The sequence below is a fragment of the Methanosarcina thermophila TM-1 genome (assembly GCF_000969885.1).
In the GTDB taxonomy this organism is placed as follows: domain Archaea; phylum Halobacteriota; class Methanosarcinia; order Methanosarcinales; family Methanosarcinaceae; genus Methanosarcina; species Methanosarcina thermophila.
Genome location: NZ_CP009501.1, coordinates 121,672 through 144,612, shown reverse-complemented (window position 1 = coordinate 144,612; position 22,941 = coordinate 121,672). Strand labels below are relative to the sequence as shown.

At 39.1% G+C, this 22,941-nt stretch carries 23 protein-coding genes and 1 tRNA gene; 15 read left to right on the top strand and 9 right to left on the bottom strand.

Annotated features, from left to right (window positions below):
- The first annotated feature begins 878 nt into the window (after positions 1–878).
- Together MSTHT_RS00635 and pyrE are read left to right on the top strand one after the other, a co-directional pair.
- Positions 879–1,427, top strand: coding sequence for a CDP-2,3-bis-(O-geranylgeranyl)-sn-glycerol synthase (locus MSTHT_RS00635; protein WP_259274561.1), 549 nt, complete (start codon positions 879–881; stop codon positions 1,425–1,427).
- A gap of 61 nt (positions 1,428–1,488) precedes the next feature.
- Positions 1,489–2,046 carry an orotate phosphoribosyltransferase gene (gene pyrE / locus MSTHT_RS00630; RefSeq protein ID WP_048166134.1) on the top strand — a complete coding sequence of 186 codons (558 nt, stop codon included), beginning with the start codon at positions 1,489–1,491 and terminating at the stop codon, positions 2,044–2,046.
- Positions 2,047–2,080: 34 nt separating this feature from the next.
- Here pyrE and MSTHT_RS00625 read toward each other — a convergent pair whose 3' ends face one another.
- Positions 2,081–2,401, bottom strand: a complete 321-nt coding sequence (locus MSTHT_RS00625; protein WP_048166133.1) for a carboxymuconolactone decarboxylase family protein — start codon at positions 2,399–2,401, stop codon at positions 2,081–2,083.
- Between the two features lie 451 nt (positions 2,402–2,852).
- Between MSTHT_RS00625 and purD the strand changes: the two genes are divergently transcribed.
- From purD to MSTHT_RS00600, 6 genes are all read left to right on the top strand, one after another.
- Positions 2,853–4,154, top strand: a complete 1,302-nt coding sequence (gene purD / locus MSTHT_RS00620) for a phosphoribosylamine--glycine ligase (protein WP_048166132.1) — start codon at positions 2,853–2,855, stop codon at positions 4,152–4,154.
- A 177-nt stretch (positions 4,155–4,331) separates the two neighbouring features.
- Positions 4,332–5,240, top strand: a complete 909-nt coding sequence (gene argF / locus MSTHT_RS00615; RefSeq protein ID WP_048166131.1) for an ornithine carbamoyltransferase — start codon at positions 4,332–4,334, stop codon at positions 5,238–5,240.
- A gap of 231 nt (positions 5,241–5,471) precedes the next feature.
- Positions 5,472–5,556 (top strand) — tRNA-Leu (locus MSTHT_RS00610).
- Between the two features lie 445 nt (positions 5,557–6,001).
- On the top strand, positions 6,002–6,805 hold the full coding sequence (locus MSTHT_RS00605; RefSeq protein WP_052721783.1) for a ComEC/Rec2 family competence protein: 804 nt from the start codon (positions 6,002–6,004) through the stop codon (positions 6,803–6,805).
- 2 nt (positions 6,806–6,807) lie between these two features.
- A complete protein-coding gene (locus MSTHT_RS13620) occupies positions 6,808–7,038 on the top strand; it encodes a lamin tail domain-containing protein (protein WP_052721782.1) in 231 nt (76 codons plus the stop codon).
- A 697-nt stretch (positions 7,039–7,735) separates the two neighbouring features.
- Positions 7,736–9,100, top strand: a complete 1,365-nt coding sequence (locus MSTHT_RS00600) for a hypothetical protein (protein ID WP_231588123.1) — start codon at positions 7,736–7,738, stop codon at positions 9,098–9,100.
- A gap of 90 nt (positions 9,101–9,190) precedes the next feature.
- Here MSTHT_RS00600 and MSTHT_RS00595 read toward each other — a convergent pair whose 3' ends face one another.
- The 3 genes from MSTHT_RS00595 to MSTHT_RS00585 form a co-directional block, all read right to left on the bottom strand.
- The gene (locus MSTHT_RS00595; protein ID WP_052721781.1) at positions 9,191–9,511 is read right to left on the bottom strand and encodes an IS1 family transposase; all 321 of its coding nucleotides are present in this window, start codon (positions 9,509–9,511) and stop codon (positions 9,191–9,193) included.
- A 33-nt stretch (positions 9,512–9,544) separates the two neighbouring features.
- A complete protein-coding gene (locus MSTHT_RS00590; RefSeq protein ID WP_048166130.1) occupies positions 9,545–10,021 on the bottom strand; it encodes a PKD domain-containing protein in 477 nt (158 codons plus the stop codon).
- An 89-nt stretch (positions 10,022–10,110) separates the two neighbouring features.
- The gene (locus tag MSTHT_RS00585; RefSeq protein WP_231588122.1) at positions 10,111–12,555 is read right to left on the bottom strand and encodes a PKD domain-containing protein; all 2,445 of its coding nucleotides are present in this window, start codon (positions 12,553–12,555) and stop codon (positions 10,111–10,113) included.
- Positions 12,556–12,970: 415 nt separating this feature from the next.
- Here MSTHT_RS00585 and MSTHT_RS00580 point away from each other — a divergent pair, with 415 nt between their 5' ends.
- From MSTHT_RS00580 to MSTHT_RS00565, 4 genes are all read left to right on the top strand, one after another.
- Positions 12,971–13,957, top strand: coding sequence for an AAA family ATPase (locus MSTHT_RS00580; RefSeq protein WP_048166128.1), 987 nt, complete (start codon positions 12,971–12,973; stop codon positions 13,955–13,957).
- Between the two features lie 63 nt (positions 13,958–14,020).
- Complete coding sequence (locus MSTHT_RS00575) at positions 14,021–14,896, top strand: DUF58 domain-containing protein (RefSeq protein WP_048166127.1); 876 nt, start codon at positions 14,021–14,023, stop codon at positions 14,894–14,896.
- A gap of 4 nt (positions 14,897–14,900) precedes the next feature.
- Positions 14,901–15,851, top strand: coding sequence for a vWA domain-containing protein (locus MSTHT_RS00570; RefSeq protein ID WP_048166126.1), 951 nt, complete (start codon positions 14,901–14,903; stop codon positions 15,849–15,851).
- Complete coding sequence (locus MSTHT_RS00565; RefSeq protein ID WP_048166125.1) at positions 15,848–17,422, top strand: hypothetical protein; 1,575 nt, start codon at positions 15,848–15,850, stop codon at positions 17,420–17,422. The genes MSTHT_RS00570 and MSTHT_RS00565 overlap by 4 nt, the downstream gene beginning before the upstream one ends.
- 432 nt (positions 17,423–17,854) lie before the next feature.
- Here MSTHT_RS00565 and MSTHT_RS00560 read toward each other — a convergent pair whose 3' ends face one another.
- The 3 genes from MSTHT_RS00560 to MSTHT_RS00555 form a co-directional block, all read right to left on the bottom strand.
- Positions 17,855–18,850 (bottom strand): radical SAM protein, encoded by a 996-nt coding sequence (locus MSTHT_RS00560; protein WP_048166124.1) that lies wholly within the window; start codon positions 18,848–18,850, stop codon positions 17,855–17,857.
- A 388-nt stretch (positions 18,851–19,238) separates the two neighbouring features.
- Positions 19,239–19,361 (bottom strand): M48 family metalloprotease, encoded by a 123-nt coding sequence (locus tag MSTHT_RS14210; RefSeq protein ID WP_148704355.1) that lies wholly within the window; start codon positions 19,359–19,361, stop codon positions 19,239–19,241.
- 20 nt (positions 19,362–19,381) lie between these two features.
- Positions 19,382–19,588, bottom strand: coding sequence for a hypothetical protein (locus MSTHT_RS00555; protein ID WP_048166123.1), 207 nt, complete (start codon positions 19,586–19,588; stop codon positions 19,382–19,384).
- A gap of 27 nt (positions 19,589–19,615) precedes the next feature.
- On the opposite strand from MSTHT_RS00555, the gene MSTHT_RS00550 reads away from it, so the two are divergent.
- Positions 19,616–19,879, top strand: a complete 264-nt coding sequence (locus tag MSTHT_RS00550) for a Fe-S-containing protein (RefSeq protein WP_048166122.1) — start codon at positions 19,616–19,618, stop codon at positions 19,877–19,879.
- Positions 19,880–20,028: 149 nt separating this feature from the next.
- Here MSTHT_RS00550 and tnpA read toward each other — a convergent pair whose 3' ends face one another.
- The gene (gene tnpA, locus MSTHT_RS00545) at positions 20,029–20,502 is read right to left on the bottom strand and encodes an IS200/IS605 family transposase (protein ID WP_048166121.1); all 474 of its coding nucleotides are present in this window, start codon (positions 20,500–20,502) and stop codon (positions 20,029–20,031) included.
- Between the two features lie 427 nt (positions 20,503–20,929).
- Between tnpA and MSTHT_RS15440 the strand changes: the two genes are divergently transcribed.
- Together MSTHT_RS15440 and MSTHT_RS14670 are read left to right on the top strand one after the other, a co-directional pair.
- Positions 20,930–21,055: a hypothetical protein gene (locus tag MSTHT_RS15440; protein ID WP_374756234.1), complete on the top strand. Its 126-nt coding sequence runs from the start codon at positions 20,930–20,932 to the stop codon at positions 21,053–21,055.
- A gap of 133 nt (positions 21,056–21,188) precedes the next feature.
- The gene (locus MSTHT_RS14670; RefSeq protein WP_052721780.1) at positions 21,189–21,422 is read left to right on the top strand and encodes a CDGSH iron-sulfur domain-containing protein; all 234 of its coding nucleotides are present in this window, start codon (positions 21,189–21,191) and stop codon (positions 21,420–21,422) included.
- A 120-nt stretch (positions 21,423–21,542) separates the two neighbouring features.
- Here MSTHT_RS14670 and MSTHT_RS00535 read toward each other — a convergent pair whose 3' ends face one another.
- Entirely contained in the window at positions 21,543–22,850 is a 1,308-nt protein-coding gene (locus tag MSTHT_RS00535; protein WP_082086697.1) for a nitrogenase component 1, read from the bottom strand.
- Positions 22,851–22,941 lie beyond the last annotated feature (91 nt).

Genomic DNA, 22,941 nt, shown 5'->3' with positions numbered 1-22,941 from the left:
CCGAAAACAAATATAACATGTTCGTAACCGACTACTAGAGCCCCGTTTTATGAGATTGATGGGAAGGGCAATACAGGTTCAAGAATTAAACCTGTATACGTATATAATTAGAAGGTTATTCATCTCCAACAATTAATAATGTACTCATACTATTTAAAGTTGTATATATTAAAAAGGAATTGAAAAAACTTTCAATCACTCCTGACACATGTAACTTTCTTAAAATATTCAAATGTAGAATATATTTTAATAACCTGGTCTAAATAAAAAATTTCAATAATAATCATAAAAATATTATAATTCAACTGTTTAATAATTTGGACCTCAATTTCAGGAGAAAAGGATCAGATAACAGATTAGAACCTGGGATTTCAAGCCCAGTCGAAGGAAAGCAATGACCGAAATGGGTGAATTAAACAATACTATAATTTTTTAATATCAACAATTTCTCTAAAAAGACAGGAATGTTTAAAAATTCAGGAGATAAAAATTATAAAAATGATAGTGTCTCAATTTTAATAATCTAAACGATAAAAATTGAAACTGATGTTGAGAAATTTGATATTGAAAATATTTATTTTTATAGGTTTTTGTATTAGCCAATTTCTTATTGTCAGAGCATATTCTGACTTTTACCTGTCATAGGTAACTATTCGGAGAACGGTTGTAAGAGGTCATTGACAGGCTTCAACTGAGATTAAACCTCAATAAATAAATACAATTAAATAGGGTCAACAGTTACATGACAGCAGGCACGAGTTAATTGCATGTTTTATGGGCAAATCACAGGAGAATAAGGAGTACAGCAATGTTCGGAAGCTGATCTAACTTCAAAGAAAACAAAACTAATACAAAGAGTTGATACCACGATAGAGCTAATAATTAAAGCGTTCTGGCTGATGATTCCTGCATATCTTCCCAACCCTTTTGCAGCTGTTTTCGGCGGCGGAAAGCCAATTGACGGAGGCAGGACTCTAAAGGATGGAAGAAGGATTTTTGGAGATGGAAAAACTTACAGAGGATTTTTTTCAGGCGTTTTTTTCGGAGCGCTTGCAGGTAGCATCCAGATCTGGCTGAATTCTAGAGGGTTCGAGATTCTTGGAATCGAGATGCCATCTTTTGGCCCGAACTACATAGAAGCTCTCAAAGTTGTCCTGGCACTTGCTTTCGGCTCGCTTTTCGGAGATTTGTTCAAAAGCTTCTTCAAGCGCAGGATGGGCCTGAAAAGAGGAGCTCCGCTTCCGTTCGTAGACCAGCTGGACTTTGTAATAGGAGCGTGGGTCTTTACATACCTTACAGCGCCGGAATGGTTTATAAGCAATTTTACGCCCTTGATAATGATAATAATCCTTATAACTACACCTCTGATGCACCTTACAACAAATATAATAGGATACCTTACAGGCATAAAGAAAGAACCGTGGTAATACTGGACAGATAAGATTTAATAAAAGACAGGGAGCTATAAGACTGCAAACCGGTGAGACTATGAAAAAATCGGAAACAGAAAGTGAATTAGAGACGCAGAAGCAGGAACTGATCGCAGCCCTCAAAGCCTGTGGAGCTGTCCGCTACGGAGACTTCACGCTTGCCTCGGGAAAGAAAAGCAAGTACTATATAGACATAAAAAGAGCCAGTACTGACCCCAAAACTCTGAAACTTATAGCGCAGCAGGCTGCATCCAGAATAAAGCAAATGGATGTGGACATAGTAGCAGGGGTGGAGCTTGGAGGTGTGCCGCTTGCAACCGCAGTTTCCCTGGAGACCGAACTTCCTCTGCTCATAGTCCGGAAAGCTGTAAAGGACTACGGTACAAAGAGCAGATTTGTGGGTGACATTAAACCTAAAAACAGGCTTGTAATACTTGAAGACGTGACCACAAGCGGAGGCTCGGTCAGGGATGCAATTGATGTTATCAGGGAAACTGGAGCAAGCGTAAAATACGTTATTAGCGTCGTGGACAGGGAAGAAGGAGCGAAAGAAAACTTGAACGAAGCAGGTACGGAACTTATTCCTCTTGTGAGTGCAAGCGATCTTTTAAAATAAGGAAAGTTCGAGAGCACATTCCTGCATGGAAGTTTCAGATTTTACCTTCAAACCCATCAATTGCTGCAGGAAGACACTCAAGAACGTTAGCAAAACCGGAGTGATGAAGGTTTAGTACCACTGCAGCAATAATTTCTTCACGAGCTGCACCCTCGCTTTTTGCCATCATTGCATGCATCTGTACACCTCTTGGATTTCGATTTGCAGTCTGGATAGCTATGTTGATCAACTGCTTTGTTTTGGCATCAAGGCCCTTTAATGCTTTCTGGGCTTCGATAAGGTCATTAAAACGTGCTGCTACTTCCGGACATTCTTTCTGGAAAACTTCATATGGATTTTGGTTCGTGTTTCTCATCTCCTGAAAGAATCTAACCACTATTACTTTATAAAAATTGGGTTTTTATCTAAAAGAAAGTACGTGTTCTCACCTTCCTAAGAAAAACCGGGTATTCGGTTAGGAGAAAATGAATTTTTTATTATTGGAAAAAATTGGAATAAAAATATGAAATCGATCTCAAAAAGGAAAATTATTAGTTGGATTTAAAGCCTGACAATGACAAGATATTTATTAGAAGAAATAGAGAATTAGGAAGTCCTTCAGTACATTCCTTACTAAATGTATTTAGTTAAATTGCCAACAAATTATCAATAAAAAGAGACAGCGTATAAAGCAGCATTGAAAGGTTTTGAGGACTGAAATTCATTACCTTTTTCTTATCTCATCTATTTCACCTTATATCAGTACATATTGAAACCATACTTATACTTGAATGTAAAAAGAATCTTTTTAAAACAGGAGAATAAAGATGAAAATTTTGCTTATCGGTGGAGGCGGAAGGGAGCATGCAATCGCCGAAGGAATCAAGAAAAGCAAGCATAAACCCTCCCTTTATGCGTTAATGGCGAGAAAAAATCCCGGAATTGCCGCTCTTTGTGAGGATTTTCTCCTTGAGAAGGAAACTGAAATTGAGAAAGTCGTTGAGTATGCAAAAGCCAAAAATATCGAAATGGCTTTCATAGGTCCCGAAGCCCCCCTTGCAGCAGGAGCTGCAGATGCCCTCTGGGAAGCCGGAATTCCGGTTGTAGGACCTAAAAAAGCCTGTGCAATTATAGAATTTGACAAAGCCTGGGCAAGAAATTTCATGAAAAAATACGGAATTGAAGGCTGCCCTGCCTATGAGGTTTTCACAGAGGAAAACCCTGCGCATGCTTTCATAGAAAAACTTGGCGATGTGGCGGTAAAACCCTCAGGCCTGACAGGGGGCAAAGGTGTAAAAGTCATGGGAGATCAGCTTCCTGATCTTAAAGCTGCTAAAGCCTATGCAAGCGAGCTTCTTGAGAAGGGACCTGTAGTTATCGAGGAGCGTTTTATAGGAGAGGAATTCACACTTCAGGCCTTTGTGGACGGAAAGAGCCTTGTTTTCTTCCCTGCCGTGCAGGATCATAAAAGAGCCTATGAGGGAGATGTGGGACCCAATACAGGCGGCATGGGTTCATATAGCGACGCCGGAGAGCTCCTGCCTTTTATGCTTCCTGACGACCTTGAAAAAGCAAAGAAAATCATGAAGGATACCGTGAAGGCGCTTTACGAGGAAACAGGAACCGGGTATCAGGGCGTGCTCTATGGGCAGTTTATCCTTACAGCCAGCGGTCCCAAGGTCGTGGAATTTAATGCGCGATTCGGCGACCCCGAAGCTATGAATGTAATTCCCCTGATTGAGACCGATTTCGTGGAGATTATGTCTGCAGTGGTTAATGGTACCCTTGGAGATTTGCCTGTAAGCTTCAGTAAAAAAGCAACTGTGTGTAAATATGCAGTTCCTGCTGGTTATCCTGATAAACCTGAGAAGGACAGCGAGGTAACTGTAGGAGATATAGGGGAAGCTTCCATCTATTATGCCAGCGTCTATGAAAAAGAAGGAAAAATTTACACAACTACTTCCCGTGCAATTGCAGTAGTCGGGATTGCAGAAACTATAGCTGAAGCCGAAAAGATTGCCCAGAACGCCCTTGAGAACCTCCACGGAAAGCTATTCTTCCGGAGAGATATTGGAACTGCTGCTCTTATCCAGAAGAGAATTGACCATATGAAAGAACTCAGGGGCTGACCTCTTGAAAATAAGGCAAACCTCCTGAAAATTTTGTTAAATGCCTGAAAAAGTCCTGCAGATATACAGCGTGCAAATAAGTACTATAGCAGTAATATAAAGTTTAAGTTCAGCCAGAATGAAGCAAATTTAGCTAGAATGGAGTAGCTTTGCTAGAATAATGTCGGGGTTGAAGCGATGAAGAAGGATGTACTTTCAATAACTGACCTAACCAGAGAGGAGATCTATGAGCTCCTCGAATCGGCCGCAGACCTGAAAGCAAAACGCAAGGCAGGAGAACCTACAGAGTTCCTGAAGAACAAAAGCCTCGGGATGATTTTCGAGAAATCTTCCACAAGAACCAGGGTATCTTTTGAGGTTGCAATGACCGACTTTGGGGGACACGCCCTATACCTTAACTCGAGGGATATCCAGATAGGAAGAGGAGAGACTATTGAAGATACTGCCAGGACCCTATCAGGCTACCTTCATGGAATTATGGCTAGAGTTATGAAACACGAAACTGTAGAGAAGTTAGCTAAATACTCAACAATACCCGTCATCAACGCACTTTCGGATCTGGAACACCCCTGCCAGATTCTGGGCGATTTCATGACAATAATGGAATACAAAAAGAAATTCGAAGGCTTGAAGTTCGCCTGGGTGGGAGACGGAAACAATGTTTGCAATTCTGCCCTGCTTGGTTCGGCTATTATGGGAATGGAATTTGCTGCAGCCTGCCCAAAGGGATATGAGCCAAAAGCTGAGTTCCTTGAGAAAGCAAAAACCCTCGGAGGAAAGTTCATAATTACAGACGACCCAAAAGTTGCTGCAAAAGATGCCGATATTATCTATACGGATGTCTGGGTCTCAATGGGTGATGAAGCCGAACAGGAGAAGCGCCTGAAGGACTTTGCCAAATTCCAGGTCAATACCGAACTCCTCGAGGTCGCAAAACCGGATGTAATAGTTATGCACTGCCTCCCAGCCAGGCGCGGGCTTGAGATTACGGATGACGTTATGGACGGACCAAACTCCGTAATTTTCGAGGAAGCCGAAAACCGCCTGCATGCGCAAAAAGCCCTTATCCTGAAATTGATGAGATGAAAATTTCATCAATCCCAACTTTTTATAATTTATAGATATGAAAAGGTTTTTCGCCTCCTGTTTTTTGAGTATAAGCTTAAAGAGTAAAGTTTAAAACTGGTTAAACTTTATACACGGAAAAAAGAATTATTAAAAAAGTTCGGACAAATTTCGCCCTCCGAACAGGCTTTCAAGGAAAAAGTATAAGAACAAAGAGCACTACTATTGCTGCTGCAACATAAGCTATATCGTGCGAGGGTTGCCCAGCCAGGTCAAAGGCGCTAGATTCAGGGTCTAGTCTCGTAGGAGTTCGTGCGTTCGAATCGCACCCCTCGCACTATTTCTTTTTAATCAATTAATTTTCTTTCAGTTACTTTTTTGCTTAATTATTAATTCATTTGCTCTTTTGTGGAGTTGCGGTAAGAAAGTATGTAAAAGATGCCGGACTTAAGATCTGGTATCGAAGGATTTCATGGGTTCGAATCCCACCCCTCGCATCAGTTTTTTTTCTATATTCCGTAGAAAGATTATACATGTTTTCTTCTTGCTTCTCTCTTGTTCGGCCTTATATACTTAGTTTATGATTGAAGCCAAAGATATTTTCCACATCCTAGAAGATAGTCACAGGCTTGTAGTGGACTTCTAAGCCAGATTCAGGATATCCTATACAAAGTCCGTAATCAGAGTCTGCCTCATGTCTCTTTCCCTTAGCCTTGAAACCCCTAGACCTACAAGTCTAATTTTTTGTTTTCCAATGAACTCAGAGTGATCATATTGGTGGTATGAGCGATATTATAAATGGCTTTAAAATTGATCATTTCATTGACAGTGGATATGCTCATACAACTCAGACATATGAAGATATGCTGACCATAATTGACCAGAAAGACATTCTTTTTGAAATAGCTCAGGCCGGTCATAAAATTGATTTTGATCCTGATGTTGATATTGAGATCCTGAACCCTGGAACTACATACTCCGACGAGCTGAACGAAAATTTCGTAGTTCTCAAAATAAATTATGAGGACATTTCTTTCCTGCTCATGGGCGACGCAGGTTTGGAGACTGAAGAAAACATAATGAAAGCTGGTTACGATGTGGATTCTGATATTCTCAAAGTAGGACATCATGGAAGCCAATCTGGCAGTGGATCAACCTTTATTTCGACTGTAAGTCCTGAAGTAAGTGTTATTGAAGTTAGAGCAGAAAACGAGTACGGACATCCTGATGCTGAAGTTCTTGAGAGATTGCAGGCGACTTCGAAAGTTTACAGAACAGACTTAAATGGCACAATTACGGTTACAACAGATGGGTCTACTTATACAGTAACTACTCAGAAATCTGATACCCCATATGTAAGTCCTAATACAACACCGACAGAAACAAGTGAAGTAATACCGACAGAAACATCAACATCTGAACCGGCAAAGGTACAAGTTACAGCACCAGATTCAAAGAAATCAGATATAACTGACACGAGCAGTGCATCTAACTCACTTTATATCAGTGATTTAATGTCGGTGCTCCTCATCAAACAGCAAATCAAGAATATGTTAAAATTACAAATAAAGGAACAACATCAGTAAATATGAAAGGTTGGAAAATTAAAGACAAAGATGCGAAGCATACATATTCTTTCCCGTCTTCTTATACCTTAGAACCTAAGAATACAGTGACTCTCTATAGTGGAAAAGGCACAAACACTGCAAATACACTGTATTGGGGAAGATCGGAAAATGCGCATGTATGGAACAATGATGGAGATATTGCGTATCTTTATGATAATGCCGAAAAACTTGTTTCCATGCTGGAGAGATAATAACGGAGAATTTTAAAGTTACATTAGACAGGATCGAAGAAGATACTGCGGTCTTGCTTGTGAGGGATGAAGAAACAGTTAAAATTAATATCCCTCTTTTTTATTACCTCCTGAAAGCCCTCTTTTTTATTACCTCCTTAAAGCCCTCTTTTTTATTACCTCCTGAAAGTAAGGAAGGAGATATCTGAATATTACCATTGATAGGGATGTTCAAGAGATAAAAGATACAAAGGAAATAGTATCAAGTTTGCTTGAGAAGCTTAAGAATAAGAACTGAAAGATAGAGTAAAACCACTTAAACATATGGTTTTGAACTGTTTAGAGACTAATTTCGTCATTTCCCTGTATTTCATTTTTTACCAGTTCTTATTCTGAAGAGACTGCCTCAAAATAATTCATCTTGTTATAACTAGACACTGCACGGTATCACTTCCATTTATTACTAACTTAACTGTCTAATTTCTCAACTTTTCTAAGCTTATTTAATTTTCAATATAAAACCCTTATTTTTTGTGCAAAATTCCCTATTTTTTTGATCTGATTTTTATAATCATATTGATAATTAAATATATTAAATCACATTTGTGTATTTTTATAAAGGCTTGATTCAAAAGAGAAAGTTTAAAAATTTACGAGAGGCTTTGGATATTAACATTTTTAATATGAAAAATAAACTACAGAGAAAGGAAAATTTAGTATGAAAACTAAAAAAATACATTCATCAGCCTTAACGACAGCAGCTCCAATTGTGTGTTTAACGCCTCATAGAAGTAAGAACGTAAAAATGTTGACACTATTAATAGCTGCTTTCTTGGTTCTGCTATCAGTTTCTCTTCCGGTTTCAGCCGTAATTCCTGATATGCAAGGTGATAATGACATCCTGTCAGGTAAGTTGGGGATTTCATATGATCCTTCTTTGTTTGCTAATTCAAAATCAGATCTGTCTTTCACAGGAGACGATAGAATTGGTCTTGTTTCCGGGGACGTGGCAGAATATAAAATTAAGGTAACCGTTGGACCTGGAGAATATGACAATATCATTCTTACCAACTATGTGAAGGAGAAAAGTCCCTGGCATACAAATGCAAATAAAAATCTGGTAATTCTTCCCGGACAGGGTTTGACTGAAAAGTTCTATTCAGATCTGGCGATATATTACGCTCAACAGGGATATAGTGTATATATTCTGGATAGGAGAGAGACAAATATCCCTTCAAATGAAGACGATTTCAGTTTCATGGAAAGCTGGACTGTTGATGAACATCTGAAGGACACATACAAAGGTATTGCTGAATCAAGAAACCATACATCTTTATTAAGCGGTAAGCCTGCAAAAAACATAAAAGTTATGGCAATCGGCCACAGTCATGGGGCACTGCTTCTTACAGCTTATGAGGCAAGTGATTACGATGATTTGCCCTTGGGATCTGTTGACAAAATAGTGCCTGTTGATATTATCATTAAATATAATCCTGAATATTCTGAATTAATACAGAGTCAGGCACAGGAATATGATATTATATCCAGCAGTATCGATAAAGGGGAGTATCAAGGTACTGGCATGGCAGTTATGATGCAGATAGCTTACAATGCTTTCTCAAATCCAGTGGGAAGCTCTGGAGCTGGGCTCACAAATATCCAGTTATTCAGGCTCTTGGCCAGCCAGACATATAGTTTTTCTCTATACCCATATACTCCAGATTATCATTACTGGAGCGGAGATATCAACGGCCTTTATTATGTTGATGAGAGCCGGTTACTCGACATCACCTTGAACGGGGGAGCTGTCCCTTACACTCCAAAATATATGGATCAATATATGGCTGGTCTGATGGGTAATGTGGAAGGGTATGAAATTGATTCTTCCAAAATAGACTCTCCAGTTCTTTATGTTGGACTCGGAGGAGGATTTAGCGATTATGGTTCTTGGTGGTATGAAAATGAGGTTGGAAAAACAAACAAGAAGGTTACTTCCATTAGCTGGAACGACCAGGGACACGCCAGTATATTACTGGACAATAATTCTGCCGAATTATGGTCAGAGATAAATCACTGGCTTTAATCTGATTAAGATAGACCTTGGTGCTCTCTAATTAATCAGTTGATATTTTGACACCTGTAATTTAACAGCTCTGTTAATCTCCATTTCTTTTTAGTGATTCCAGACTCTTATGCAGATGTTTTCTTTTCCAGAATTCCCTTCTCCTTTTTTTGTTAATCCTCTATGATCTCTACAGACGTTAAAATGAGTACAGTAAAGCCTCATTTGATTATACAGGCTTTTTAGGTCCTTTGAAAATCCTATTGTTTTTCTTGAAATCCTATTATAGTCCTGTCTAAAAGTCAGGTTCTGTCTCTCAAGTAAACTTGTTGATATTTTATCTTGATCTATATTTTGACCAAAGATGATCCTTTTTTCTAATTTTTGAAGCTTCTTTCCTTGCTTATTTTTGACAACCTGAGCATATCTCAAATTTTTATCAGGTATTATTGCTGGTTTCAGGGTCTAGTCTCGTAGGAGTTCGTGCGTTCGAATCCCACCCGTCGCACTCTTTTTTACACTAACTTTGGATTTTACCTTTTTTATACAGAAGTCTGCAAGCAATCCATACACAACATAGGTTGCATTCTTTGTGAAATCAAATTTTACAGGCTTTCCACCTGTAATAAATGCCTGCAAAAGTTCCTTGACCTGGACATTCCTTACAGTTTCAGGAGAACCTCCTCCAATGCCGCCACTTTTGTGATTGTTTCCACTGTTTTCACTGTTTCCACTGCTTCCACCAAAGTTTCTACCGCTGTTTCCACCGCTAGAGTTGCTTTTTGTCAGTACATTTATTGTAGCAAGTTTTGAATTTGCACCGTTCACATTTTTTACTGTCAGATTAACAGTATAATTTCCTTGAGTTACGAACTCATAAACTGGATTCATTTTTGCAGAGTCAGTAATTCCATCATTACTGAAATCCCAGCTCTTTGACACTACATTTTCCGATAGCCTATAAACTGGACAGCCGGAGGAGCATAACCTCTGGTAACGCCGGTAATAAAATATGCAACAGCAAATATTGGTTACGCTTGGAGAGAACCTATGAACTGCCCAAAGGAATTAGGACTACGTCCTACATTCATAGTTGCTGTAACCTTGTTTGTTGATGTGTCAATTACAGAAACATTATTGCTGGCGTAGTTAGTAACATATACCCATGATCCATCCGGTGTAACAGCAACTCCACTCGGACTATTTCCTACAGGAATTGTGGCTGTAACTTTGTTTTTTGTTGCATCAATTACAGATATAGTGTTACTAAGACCATTAGTCACATATACACTCTTTCCATCCAGTGTGACAGCGACTTCAGAAGGAAATTCCCCTACAGGTACTCTGGCTGTAACCTTGTTTTTTACTGCGTCAATTACATAGATATATCCGTTATTGCTTCCTTCGTCGCACGCTACATATACCTTTTTCCCATCTGGACTTATTGCAACTCCACGAGGATTGTTTCCTACAGGAATTGTAGCTATAACAGTGTTTGTTGCCGTGTCAATTACCGAGACAGTTTTATCATCGAGATTAGTCACATACACCTTTTTCCCATCCGGTGTGACCGCAACTCCAAAAGGAACTACGCCTACAAGCACTGTGGCTTCAACCTCGTTGGTAGCCGTGTCTATAATAAAAATCATATTGTTGCTGGGAGCTCCCACATCGGTATGTGGAACATATACTTTTTTCCCATCCGGACTTATTGCAACTCCGCGAGGAGCGTTTCCTACAGGAATTGTGGCTGTAACTTTATTTTTTGCTGCGTCAATTACAGATATAGTACTGTCGAAAAAGTTAGTCACATATACCTTTTTTCCATCCGGGCTGACTGCAACTCCCATGGTATAGTTTCCTACAGGAATTATGGCTGTAACGTTATTAGTAGCCGTGTCAATTACTGATACAGTATTGTCGCCGGAGTTCGCAATATAAGCAAATGGACCTACACCGAATGGCTGCATTACTGTTATTGTAGTTAACTTTGAATCTGTACCATTTTCGTTGCTTGCTGTCAGATTAACTGAATAGATTCCTGGATCTGTGTATTCATGAACTGGGTTCCTTTGTGTAGAATTATTCCCATCTCCGAAATCCCAGCACCATCCAGTTGCATTTTGTGAAAGGTCAGTAAACTGAATTGAGAGAGGAGGATAACCATGGGTAGCGTTGATACTGAAGTTTGCAACTGGAAATGGATTAGTAACGACAATGTAATTTGGTTTCATTACTTTACTATTACCTGCTTCATTTCCCACAGTCAGACTGATTGTATAGTTCCCTGGTTTTGTAAACGTGTGGGTTGCATTCATAGCATGTTTTGAGTAAATCTCGTCCCCAAAATCCCAAATCCAAGAGGTCGGTACTCCGCCAGTGCTGGTATCGATGAATAACACTACTAGAGGTGCAGCTCCATAGGTTGTGTTTGCAGCAAATTCAGCTACAGGTGGCAAGGTGTTTGTGACAGAAAGATCATAGATATAGATGCCAGTATCATTAATTGCACCATAGTTACTGTCTATCCCCCACACAATCGTATTATTGTAAATATCAGGTGTTGTGTGAGTCCCTTTTGGATAAATATAGACCGGAGTGCTTTTTGCAGAAGGAATGTCATAAATATATACACCCGCATAACCAAACTGGTCATCACCGGATTTTGAATATACGATTTTGTCACCATGGATATTGGGGTGGGTGCCAGTGTCAGCTCCAGCATCAGCATAATCAGATCCGTATAAAGTATTACCTGTATGGTCACTGGTAACGTCTATAATTTCTTTAGTCTCAAGGTCATACATCTGGATGTATCCATCTCTGTTAAAGAAGTCTGACCACATCACTTTATTACCATATATATGCGGATTGAATACCTGATCGGAATAATGTACATTTATGGTCTCCTTAGTATTAACATCATAAACAACAATGTTTCGCCCATAGTCACCATCATAACCATACGCTATCTTGGTCTCGTATATATCAGGACTATTGCCCTCCGCAATTTTAGTCAGTGTAGAAGTTGACATATCCCACATGTATACATTATAATTGTAGCTTGTCTCGTTGTAATCCGCACTCCACACGATTCTGTCGCCGTAAATAGCAGGTTTGCTATATTGGTCTACATTCTGAGTTATGTAATCTTTTGTAGCTGTAGGAATATCGTATATCGCAAGCTTTGGTGTCCCGCTACTCATATCATGCCACACTATTTTATTTCCATAGATAGCTGGATGAGATGCTGCAGAAGAGTCAACTGCAGTGTCTGTTCTGGCGGTCAGGTCATAAACATGAATAACACCGTTGTCTGTCCATACCACTTTGTTCCCATGAACGGCAGGATCAGTCCCATTGCCAATTTTTATTATCTGCGCCGCTGACGCTACGGTTGGAAATAAAATAGAAAACAGAAAAAATAAGATTATTGAGGCTAAAGCTATCGAATATGATCTTTTGTTAATATTCACCAGTCTCTTCCCCATTTATTCATTTGAAAAACGTTAATCCCCAGGTCATAAATTCAATATTTAATTATTTAATTTTATATTCAGCGAATATGAACATAAAAGAATCTAAGGTCATTTATTAAGAGGAAGCATTCCGGAAAACCAAGGCTGAATTAATATATCAAAATGCTCAGGCACAAAAACTTACAGGAACCTCTTTCATTGATGTGTAATTTTTAGTAAAAGCCATTTTAGGACTTAGTATTTTGTATGAATTCTGTACCTGCGTATTGAAAATATCGAATAAACTTTATTAAGTTGAAATACATATTTTGTGAACGTAGTGTCCATCTCCTCACGAAAGACCTAGGCAAAAGAACTGAAGACACTGGAATATTAATGCAAATGTGAGTAAAATTAATGCAGGTGTGAGTAAATGGACGAAAGTATTCAGAAGCTCAATGAAAGAGCGAGATATTATTCTGAGCAGCTCTCAAAACTAAGAGCCGAAATCAAAAATAGAATAATCGGACAGAACGATATTATAGACAGCATGCTCATAGCATTAATTTCCCAGGGTCATGTTCTGCTTGAAGGAGTCCCTGGACTTGCAAAGACCCTCATGTCCAAGACAATGGCAGAATGCCTTGATTGTGATTTTGTGAGACTTCAATTCACGCCGGATCTTTTGCCGGCAGATATAACCGGTACCAAAGTATACAACCACAACGAAGCTTCTTTTTCCACACTTAAAGGTCCGATCTTTGCTAACTTTGTCCTTGCTGACGAGATAAATCGTGCCCCTCCAAAAGTCCAGTCAGCGCTTTTAGAAGCGATGCAGGAAAGACAGGTAAGCATCCAGGGAGAGACCTTCAAACTCGAGCGCCCTTTCTTTGTAATGGCAACACAGAATCCTATAGAGTCAGAAGGTACCTATAAGCTTCCTGAAGCACAGGTAGACAGGTTCATGTTCAAGCTCATTATCGATTATCCCACGAAGGACGAGGAAATTGAGATCATCGAGAGATTTACCCAGGATATAAAACCACAGGTATCGAGAGTACTCACATCCAGACAAATTATTGAAATCCAGGACTTCAATCCCCTGATATATGCTGACAGAAAGATCAAAGACTATGTAGTGCGGATTGTGGACGCAACTAGACATCCACAGGCTTATAATGTTGATGTAGAGGGATACATTGAGTACGGAGCCTCTCCACGTGCATCCTTATGGCTTATACTTGCTGCGAAAGCGCATGCAATGCTTGATGGGAGAGGATATGTGGTTCCTGAAGACATAAAAGCTGTTGCATACAACGTGCTTCGACATCGCATACTTCTTAACTACGAAGCTGAAGTTGAAGAGGTCACCAGCGACCAGATAATTACACAGATACTTAACAAAGTAAAAGTTCCCTGATAGACCAGATTAAGATTTTCACTGGCAAAAAAAGTATGCAAATCATAGTGAGTTGTGTGCTATATGCAGCGTGCAAAAGAAGTAATTAAGCAGGTAAAGCGCATAGAGATTAGCACAAAAAAACAGGTCGAGGGACTGATCACTGGAAATTATCACTCTGTGTTCAAGGGCCAGGGTATTGACTTTTCTGAAATAAGAGAATACAGGGCTGGGGATGATGTCCGTGCAATTGACTGGAAGGTTACTGCGAGATTCAATCGTCCATTCATTAAAGAATTTATTGAAGAAAGAGATCTGCATGTCTATTTTGCTATAGATATGTCGGCTTCTGGAAGTTTCGGAAGTAACATCACAAAGAAACAAAAAGCAATAGATATCGCAGCAAGCTTGATGTTTGCAGCCATGAAAAACAATGATAATGTCGGACTATTCATTTTTACTGAAGAAATTGAGAAGTATATTCCAGCCAGAAAAGGCAAAAGGCATGTTCTTAAATTACTCAGCACATTGATTTCCTATGAGCCTGTAACAAAAAAGACTAACATTATGAACAGTATGGAGGCTATTGCCGCGCTGCTCAAAAGAAGAAGTCTCGTTTTTGTAATCTCAGATTTTTATTCTGATGACTTCTCACAGCCTCTTAAAGTAATGAGAAACCGACACGATGTAGTAGCGTTAAGAGTAACTGACAAACGTGAACAAGAACTTCCTTATGTTGGGCTTATTGAACTTGAAGACGAGGAAACAGGCGAGCAGCTTCTTGTCGACACTTCCAACGAAAATTTCAGGATACGCTATGAAGAACTTGTCAAAGAATATGATGAATCATTAAAAAGACTGTTCAGAAAGATGAAAATCGACATGGTTAACTTTGTTACAGATGAACCATATGAAATCGCGCTGAGAAAGTTTTTCAGGGATAGAAAAGTAAGGAGATAAGAGAATGGCAGGTTTTGACTCCCCTCATATTCTTATATTCTTACTGATAATCCCACTTATTTATTATTTGCATAATAAGGTCAGGATTCAGAAGAAGAACGAAGCAATAAAGTTCAGCAATCTTGCTTTTATTAAATCCGCATTGGGCGACACTAAAAAGTCAAAACGGGATATACATCTTTTCTATTTATCGTTACTAACCATCGGTCTCATGATAATAGGTTTTGCAAACCCTCATATTCCCCTGGAACAAACCAAAGAAGGAGTAAGTGTTGTGTTGGTAATGGATGTTTCAGGAAGTATGCAGGCAGAAGACTACGCCCCATCAAGACTGGAAGCCGCAAAATCATCTGCAGAGATACTGATTAATTCCCTTAAAAGTAAAGATTATGCGGGAATTGTCACTTTTGAGTCAGGGGCTACTACTGCGGCTTATCTAAGTCCTGATAAAGAAAAAGTAATCGAAAAACTTCATAACATCGCGCAGAAAGATGGCAGCACTGCTATAGGGGATGGGCTTAGTCTTGGAATTGATATGGCTTCTTCCATTCCAAACATGAAAAAAATAATTATTTTAATAAGTGATGGCGTGAACAATGCGGGTTATATTAGCCCTGAGGAAGCGATCCAATATGCGAAAGCTAACAACATTCAGGTTTATACTATCGGCATGGGTTCAAACAGTCAGGTATTACTTGGATATGATTGGTTTGGTAACCCTCAGTACGCAGAACTTGATGAAGCTACACTGCAAACCATTGCAGAGAGTACTGGAGGAAAATATTTCAAATCCATCGATGATAAAACATTAGATGAAATTTACAGAAACATCGGCGAAAATATAAAAAGAGATAAAGAAGAAACGAACATCAAAGATTGGTTCTTCTTTGCAGCATTTCTGACATTACTTATCCAGATGTATTATAGATACGGAAAAGGAAGGATATTGCAATGATAAGAAAAGCCATTGCTATTTTCTTACTTTTCTTGCTACTGGTACCCATAACTTATGCCGAGGAGAACATAACATTTTCAGTTCCTCAGAAGGATTATTATTTCCTTGTCGGAGAACAAGCTTATATTCCTCTCAATATCACTAATTCATACAATAAAGATATAAATGGCATCCTTGGATACACGATCACACAGGAAATTAATAGTGGACCAATTCATTTCTCAAGTTCAAATACCAAATCTACGAGCTTTCAGATAAGTAAAGGTAATACTACAGTTAACCTTGGGTTTGGGAGTATCGATAAGCCTGAGAACTTAAGTGTATCGCTAATTTTCAATTACGATGATAAAGGAAGCAAAATTGTCCGCCTAGAGGACATTAGAATACATTTTGTTGAAAATGAATCTGATAAACAAAATAAAGTCAATCCAATTCAGAGCTCTTCACAGGAAACATCCGCTACACAGCAAATAACGGATCCATTTACGCAGCAAGAACAGCGTATAGCACAGCAAGAACAGCAAATACAGCAAATAATGCAACAGATGATAAATCAGCAGTATGTAGTGCAAACTCCCCAGTGGGTTTCGCAAAATAATCAGCTGAATCAGGATATTTCATCACTGAAAGAGGAGATGCAAAAACAGATACAAAAGCAGCAACAAATGCAGCAGCAGTTCCAGCAGCAAATTGCAAATAATCAAGACTTCCAGAAGGCAAATCAGGAATTATCTGGTCTTGGATACGATTTGACTTCTCTCGAAGTTAATCCGTCATCAAATAACACAGGAACTTTCACAGTGAGCTATGAGAAACAAAATGGCGATAAGGCAAGCATTCAGGGAGAAATGAGTAATGGTAAAATAAAGAGTCTGCAGATTGATACGGCAGAAGGCAGACAAAAACTCCGGGACTTGCTTTCTCAGAATAGCGACTTTAATAAGTACCTTAAAAAATTGCAAGATGATGGCTTTAAAGAAGTCAATTCAACTTTCTCACGCGAGAATAACACTACAACTCTTCAGATACAATACGAAAATTCTAAAAATGAAACAGCTCAGATAAATGCCAAATTTGTAAACGGCAGTGTTGAGCATGTTGAACTTGTAAGAGAGCAGGAAAGAAACCTTTATCCTATATACTGCATGGGAGTTCTTATACCTCTTCTTCTTGGTTATATTATATACAACAGGTTTTCAGGTAAAAAGGAGCAGAGAAAATTAGTTAGAGAGAATATACCACTTCAGGAAAGAAACTTTGACTACAGGGAAGAAGCAGGAAAACTTGTGGAAAAAGCAATATCACTCTATGAAGAAAAACAGTTCAAGGATGCTTACGGAACTGCTGCACAGGCTCTGAGGTTGTATCTGAGCTATAAATATGGCTTAAAGAGAGAAGTTACAAATTCTGAACTGATAAATTATCTGAAAAGTGAAGGTGTAGAATATGCGAAATTTGAGAAATGCTTACAATTGACCAGTCTCGTTGAGTTTGCAAAACATACGCCCGATGATGGTGAGTTTGAAGAAATAATTAAAACTATTAAGGATGCTATGAAGGACGGAAAATAATCAAACAGACTAGGTTGATCCTTTGTATTATTTCTTAATTGATCTTAATATTTTCTTAATTGATCTTAATATTTTCTTAATTGATCTTAATATGCTAGGATTTCCCATCAAATTAAAGATACTATAAATAAACGTGAAAACTATCTTAAATTTACAGAGGTTGCCAAGCCAGATCTCTTATAGGGTGGGGTGGCTGCTCGCAATTTAATTTTTCACCTTTTATCAAATATTGACTCGAATGTGAATTCGCCAGTTAGAGATGCTCTGCAAGAGCTGCTATCATAATTCTAATTTATCTTTTCCAGTTCCATATTATCTGTTAAAATGAAACAATGTTCCTGAATAATCTCTGAAACTACTTGTCATGATTTTTTAATTAAGGACATTTTAAACTCAATATTCGGCATATATTAGAACTGCATAAGTACAGTTTCAAAGGTCTCTATGAGGTGTAAGGTCACAACCTGTACACAACAGGCACATTGTCTGAGCTTTATCTGCACATAGCGAATTACGGTCAAGCATATTCCTCAACATATTCCCGAGCTTCAAAAGCCGTTCTGCACTGGGTCTGGTAATATTTTTTACATCTTTTCTGAGAGGATGAGGGGATATAGGCCTGAGAATAGGAATTATGCATCGCTCAGTAAGCTGTTTAATACCTCTTCGGACGGTCTCGTCACTTTCCCCAAGGCCAATTATGAAGTTCGAAGATACCCGATTTCGGCCGAATACATCCACTGCTGTATCAAGAGAATCAAGCACAGAATCCAGTGAAAGATCCGGGCAGAAGCGGCGGAAAAGTACAGGATCCATGGTCTCGACATTGTACTTTATCTCGCATGCGCCTGCCGAATAAAGTTCTTCGGATGAGGTCTTTGTGGGATACAGTGAGACACCTATAGGAAGGTCATACTCACGTGTAAGCTGCTTTACAATTTCTGCCGCCCTTCTGACCTCTTTCTCCGGCGAAACGGCTACACCGCTGGTAAGAGAAATCGCCTTTAACTGCCCTGTTGCATAAGCCTCGGCAACCATCCGGTGGACCTTTGCACTATCCTTTATTCCGCCCTGCATTTTAGGTACCGGGCAGAACTGGCAGTCATATACACACTTTTCGGAAAGGGTAATGTATGCCTGTTCCGGACAATGGCAGAGAGGAAGCTCAAGTACACCCCTAGCAATTACTTCTTCACCTTTAACAACGACAACATGTTCATCTTCAGGCATTATACACAAAGGAGAAGAATCATTAATTGCTAGCCTGACCCGTTTGTCTCCTGACCTGAGAAAAACTGAGGAGCATCCTGCCCCTGGTCCAGCTGTAGCCATACTACTATGCTGGTCAGGAAGAAGCGAGCTGTCTACCCGAACACTTCCAATACTTATCAGGTATGCTTTTATAAATGCATTAAGTTCAGCGTCCATGGTTATACCCTTTAAAGAAGCATATTGCGATGGTGTATTTGCTAAGTTTGGTTCTTGTTTACCAGCAGGAAGTTTTCAATGGTGAAATTAAATTCATTAACATCAGTATTTTTAAGATGTTAACAATTGTGAATAGATTAATGGTAACTATTGTGAGCTTAAAAAGGTTATGATCAATTCCGATTAATAGAAGAAAAAGAATATTAAAACTCGAAGTGAAGGGATTTTTATTGTAGCTTTCCCCTTGCAGATTCTACTGCTGCTTCGCCAGCAATTTTGCCTGCAAAAGCGTCAGCAAGAAGTTCGAGTTCACCTTCTGAACGGTTTTTGTAAAAGTCATAAGTGACAGTTGTCTTAACAAAGGAGTTTTGTTATTGTGGCGAATGTGTCAGACTTCATGAGCGAGTACAGCTCTCAATTTCTTGTCATCCATTAATTCAAGCATGCCCAGAGATAGAAAAATAAATTTTCCCGAAGCAAAGGCTTTAGAGACTGCGGATTCGTAGTACATCTACCCTTTCAGCCAAGATATTAACGAATGCCTGAAGCCAGTCCATTATATCTGTAACTGGCTGGGCTCTGTACCTTTTGATCAGTTTTGATCAGGATCCTGTAGTATACCTTTGGCAGCAGCATGATTATTGCAGTCGAAAGCACGATACATACGGTATAAATTGTAATTGTCAGCATCCGGCTACATTGCATGGCAGCAACAATAGTGCCGATAGCAGAAAGCATGGATAACTGCGCAGCAATCTTTCAATTATGGCATACCAGTTTGATAATAAGTTATTTGTCAGATCCAATGTGTGCCTTCCGTGTAATTCTATAGGATTTTCCCTAAAAAACGATACTCTTGTGTGCGATTCTTGCGGCACTGTTTTTGATGCAGTAACAAACAAGGGTATCGAGGGAAGCTGTGTAGCATTTCCAAAAGAGAGCATTTCTTATACGGTTTCGGATGACAAGATCACCATGAAGCTCGAGGATGTAGTCGCTGCACATGAAAAAACTATTGAGCCGAATTAACACTATTGAAGTATTTTCGTATTTAGACTTACATAATTGAGGTACATTCGAGTACAGTAAACTTTGCTGCTTAAAAATCAAATCGCGGGAGGTCACCCCACCCTAAAGATGGAGTATGCTTCGGGCCGCCCGCCCGGTTTTTCTGATATTTAGAAATCATCAAGTCTTTTTTGCTCGGATTTCATGAACCTATGTAATCGAGACTCTTCACTCGGTTTTCCTTGCGATTCTTTAATGTAATGCTTAATTGTATCAGCAGTTACGTTTCCAACGGATCGATAGAACTTTCCATTTGACCATAGACTTCCACCCCAATATCGTTTTTTAAGTTCTGGATGAAGCTTGAATAGTCTGTAAGAGTTACCTCCTTTTAAATACTGAATTACCTCTGAAAGGGAATTATTTGGGTGAAATTCTAAAAACAAATGAACGTGATTGTCTACTACTTCCATTGCATATATTTTGTAGCCATTTTTAGCGCAAATGTTACTGAGAATCAACTCGCAATCCTTTTTAATTCTCTTATTATAGAATATACTGTATCTACTGTATCGATAGTTAGGCACCAATACGATGTGGTAAGTAATCTGACCATAGCCATGGCTAAAACTGCGTAATTCCAACTATATCACATCCTAGCCAAAGGTGGCTGGCACCATCTCTGGTTATGGTGCCAAAAAAAACCTTGTTTTACAAAAAAAGTAAGGGTTTAGATAATAAGAGTGAAAAAAAGAAGAGGCGAGGGTTCACTTCATCCCCGACCTAAAGGACGGGGTATTCGTGACCCTCTGCACTCCCTTAGTAATAAAGTTGTAAAACTGCTCCTTATTTTTTGTCCTCACAAAAAACGAAGGAGCATCATATATTGAAACCCAATAAGTATATTAATTTTATAGATCTCAGTCTTAAAACGGTCAGTCTTCCAGACTGAACCTTTACTCCTGTAAATATTCAAAATGTGTTTATACTCAACATCAGCTTCTGGTTCTTGTTTTACTGAAAGAGTATATAAGTACAGACTATCGTGATTTTGTAGAGCTTATTGATCTCATGAACAATATCAAAGAAAAACTTGACCTTGAAAAAGTTCACTTTGACGAAACCGAGACGGACGACTATGAACCCTTTAGTGAAGGTGCGAATGTTATCCCTGACCCTGTGCTAACTCTGACCTAATAAGCACCTCTGTTTCCACACTGAATTCTGTGTACGCGAAGGGGGAACATGGAATCTTGTTAGACAATCCAATAATCCCGAGGCAAGGGAAATAACTATTGAGGAAACTTGCAACTGCCCTTCCGGGAGACTGGTGATCATCGACAATGCTACCGGAAAGGCGATTGAGCCTGAATTTGAGAAGTCAATTGTTGTTGAGTCTCCTCCGCGCTACGAACAAGGTCCTCTCTGGGTACGTGGCGGTATCCCGATAGAATCCGCAGATGGCAAACTGTACGAAATTCGGAACCGTGTAACTCTTTGCAGGTGCGGAAAATCGAAGAATAAGCCTTTGTGTGACGGTAGCCATATTGAGGGACAAGAATGAGAAATGGGGCAGAGGATCTAGCCCATTCATCCTCTACTCTCTCTATTAAAAACTCAAGATGAAGAGGATCTAAAAAGGAAAAGAATGATAGAGTTTGTGTTGATTTTTATTAATATACCTTCAAAGTGGAGCTACAAATTCACTTAAAGCATCTTCTATAAGGCTTATTGCACCCCTATATCCTGCATAACCTCTATCAATTACGACTTTATCCGTAAATGGAAAAGATACACTTAATTTTGTTGCTCCAAGCTTTGTTGCAAGATCCTTATCAAGCGAACTGCCAAAAATGAAATTCGGAGCTTCTTTTTCCACAGCGTCCCATATTTTTCCGGAATCTGATTCAAAAATGACTTCCGGGGACAGATTATTCTTAAAACTAAATTCTTTTTTAATGGAATCTTTATAATCTTCCGGCACATCATCCGTTATAATGGCAAGTGAAGGAATCCATCCTAACTCATTTACAAGAAACTTATTGAGAGCTATTGCATAATTTGAGTCCGTAATGGTTGCAAATCGAAGCTGTACATCAAAATCCACAATAAAATCCGCAACTTTATCAATAGATTTGTAGGTTTTCTCCTCTTCCTTTGCCGTGAAATCACTAACATCTATTTTTAATGCAGCACCGACATTTTTCAAGAACGAATTTGTCTCAATAACTCCTATAGGAAGCGGATTAATAATGTAAGGAGTCCCAAATCGATCTTTAAGTTTTTCAGCTGCTTTGATACCTACCCAGGGTGATAATACAATATTTAGAGCAGCAGACGACAAATCTTCGATTTTCTTTCCATTAAAGAGCGTGTTTACTTCCAGACCAATACTATTTAGTATCCGCTCTATCTCGACAAGGTTTCCTTCCCAGAACACATCCTGAGAAGGCACTATTCCAAATATATTGACAAGCCTTTCTTTTCTGGGCTTTTCTTCAACTAGCTGATCTATGAATGCGTCCAACAGGATTTCATAACCTACATAGCTAGAACCCTTGAAACCTGCAGTTTGAGCGTAGATGACCGACTTATCTTTAAATTCACGTAATACTGAGTTCACGTCATCTCCGATAAGTTCAGAAGTACAGCCAGTAAGTACAACATATCTGTTTCCTTCTATAAGCTCAATTGTTTTCTCAATTTGCTCTTTTAGCCGTTTTTCTCCTCCAAACACAACTTCTTTTTCATAGGTGTTTGTACTTGGGACGCCCACTCCCCCGATCCACCCGGATCCTCTAAAACCTCCGGCAAAGCTCTGTCCGTAAAATAACTGAACACCGCATCCTGGTCCGGCATGAATAATCGGAACAAGGCCTTCTATAGCTGTAATAGTGCTTAAAGCTCCTCCAAGAGCACATGAAAAACGTGGTGCTTCAATAATGTTGCTCATTTTAGTTCTCCCCTTTATGATATTTAAAAGGATTTTCATTTAACCAGCTTTCACGATAAATCGGCTTTGAATGTTCGGCAAGATTTTTACTAAATGAAGGATTGTTGAGCAAGTTAAGAATTCTACTTCC

Coding starts and splice junctions, on each gene's coding strand:
- argF (WP_048166131.1), top strand. CDS start 4,332: ATGAAGAAGGATGTACTTTCAATAACTGACCTAACCAGAGAGGAGATC.
- MSTHT_RS00580 (WP_048166128.1), top strand. CDS start 12,971: ATGGACGAAAGTATTCAGAAGCTCAATGAAAGAGCGAGATATTATTCT.
- MSTHT_RS00570 (WP_048166126.1), top strand. CDS start 14,901: ATGGCAGGTTTTGACTCCCCTCATATTCTTATATTCTTACTGATAATC.
- MSTHT_RS14210 (WP_148704355.1), bottom strand. CDS start 19,361: ATGTACTACGAATCCGCAGTCTCTAAAGCCTTTGCTTCGGGAAAATTT.
- MSTHT_RS00575 (WP_048166127.1), top strand. CDS start 14,021: ATGCAGCGTGCAAAAGAAGTAATTAAGCAGGTAAAGCGCATAGAGATT.
- MSTHT_RS00605 (WP_052721783.1), top strand. CDS start 6,002: ATGAGCGATATTATAAATGGCTTTAAAATTGATCATTTCATTGACAGT.
- MSTHT_RS00550 (WP_048166122.1), top strand. CDS start 19,616: ATGGCATACCAGTTTGATAATAAGTTATTTGTCAGATCCAATGTGTGC.
- pyrE (WP_048166134.1), top strand. CDS start 1,489: ATGAAAAAATCGGAAACAGAAAGTGAATTAGAGACGCAGAAGCAGGAA.
- MSTHT_RS13620 (WP_052721782.1), top strand. CDS start 6,808: ATGAAAGGTTGGAAAATTAAAGACAAAGATGCGAAGCATACATATTCT.
- MSTHT_RS00535 (WP_082086697.1), bottom strand. CDS start 22,850: ATGAAAATCCTTTTAAATATCATAAAGGGGAGAACTAAAATGAGCAAC.
- MSTHT_RS00625 (WP_048166133.1), bottom strand. CDS start 2,401: ATGAGAAACACGAACCAAAATCCATATGAAGTTTTCCAGAAAGAATGT.
- MSTHT_RS15440 (WP_374756234.1), top strand. CDS start 20,930: ATGAACAATATCAAAGAAAAACTTGACCTTGAAAAAGTTCACTTTGAC.
- MSTHT_RS00565 (WP_048166125.1), top strand. CDS start 15,848: ATGATAAGAAAAGCCATTGCTATTTTCTTACTTTTCTTGCTACTGGTA.
- purD (WP_048166132.1), top strand. CDS start 2,853: ATGAAAATTTTGCTTATCGGTGGAGGCGGAAGGGAGCATGCAATCGCC.
- MSTHT_RS00560 (WP_048166124.1), bottom strand. CDS start 18,850: ATGGACGCTGAACTTAATGCATTTATAAAAGCATACCTGATAAGTATT.
- MSTHT_RS00600 (WP_231588123.1), top strand. CDS start 7,736: ATGAAAACTAAAAAAATACATTCATCAGCCTTAACGACAGCAGCTCCA.
- MSTHT_RS00555 (WP_048166123.1), bottom strand. CDS start 19,588: ATGCTTTCTGCTATCGGCACTATTGTTGCTGCCATGCAATGTAGCCGG.